The sequence below is a fragment of the Marinirhabdus gelatinilytica genome, from assembly GCF_003353425.1.
Classification (GTDB): domain Bacteria; phylum Bacteroidota; class Bacteroidia; order Flavobacteriales; family Flavobacteriaceae; genus Marinirhabdus; species Marinirhabdus gelatinilytica.
Window position 1 is genome coordinate 1 of sequence record NZ_QRAO01000020.1, and the last position, 1,444, is coordinate 1,444.

The 1,444-nt window shown below is 50.3% G+C and carries 1 pseudogene; it reads right to left on the bottom strand.

Annotated elements, in window-relative coordinates:
* Positions 1–1,444, bottom strand: a pseudogene (locus C8D94_RS15375) (hypothetical protein); the annotation flags it as partial.

A 1,444-nucleotide genomic window follows, 5' to 3' on the forward strand; every position in this document is an offset into this window, starting at 1 on the left:
GGGCAGTGGTCACGGCTCCGTTGGCATCTACACCACCACCTGCTAGGGTAAGTGGGTCGCCAACTCCATACTGGCCACCGTCGCCACCGTCCGCACTGGCATCGTTGAAGTATTCGTTGGCATCGCTACATCCATCCTCGTCACTGTCTGTATCGAGGAAGTCTGGCGTTGCCGGGTCTGTACCGCTGTCTACGATTGTTAAACCTGTACCGGCAGTGTTAGGGATACCGTTGTTATTTGTTGGGTCTCCATCGTTATCGTCTGCACGACCATCATTATCTGTATCTGTTCCGTTGTTTTCAGTTACGTCGTAGATACCGTCGTTGTCTGCATCCAGGTCGAAATGGTTTGGTACGCCGTCACCGTCATTATCGTATGCGTCCACGATACCGTCTCCGTTGGCATCAACTCCAACGTCTGTATCCATATAGTTTGGAATACCGTCGTTATCGGCATCACCGCTTGGTGCAGGGAAACCAGCTGGGGCTTCGTCTGTATCGAGGATACCATCGTTGTCATCGTCAAGGTCAACACTGTCGTCAACACCGTCATTATCATTATCGTTACCCGTTACCGTTATAGTAAGTGTCGCTGTCTCACAAACATCGGTCGCTGGATCTTGCGGCAAGCCAGAACCATCTACATCACTACATACCTGGTACACAATAGTTACCATCATTCCACCTTCTGTGGCCGTTGGTGTGTAGGTAATCTCACCTGTTACGGGATCTATAGTAACTACCCCTAAGGCAGTACCGGCTCCTGTATCGGTCACCGTGGTTGTGGCTATGTTGTTTGGATCGTTATTATCAAGGAAATCGTCATTGTCCAGTACACTCGTTGTTACTGCCACACCCACATCTGATGCGTTAGTGTCATCCTGAGCATTTGCTGTCAACGGATCGTTTCCATTCGCTATTTCGTTATCATCGGGGTTACCGTCATTGTCGTCATCCGGGTCACAGGTATCGGCAACATTCGGTAGACCGTTGGCTGTTTCATTGGTCATATCGTTATTGGGGCCCATTTCAGTATAGTCTGAAGTTCCATTACCATCGGTATCCTCTCCACCCGTGTTATTATATGGAGCACCCACTACGGCACCGTTTGCATCTACCTCACCTGCTCCTAGCGTTAATGGGTCGCCGGTTCCGTATTGGCCACCGTCGCCACCGTCCGCACTGGCATCGTTGAAGTATTCGTTGGCATCGCTACATCCATCCTCGTCACTGTCTGTATCGAGGAAGTCTGGCGTTGCCGGGTCTGTACCGCTGTCTACGATTGTTAAACCTGTACCGGCAGTGTTAGGGATACCGTTGTTATTTGTTGGGTCTCCATCGTTATCGTCTGCACGACCATCATTATCTGTATCTGTTCCGTTGTTTTCAGTTACGTCGTAGATACCGTCGTTGTCTGCATCCAGGTCGAAATGGTTTGGTACGCC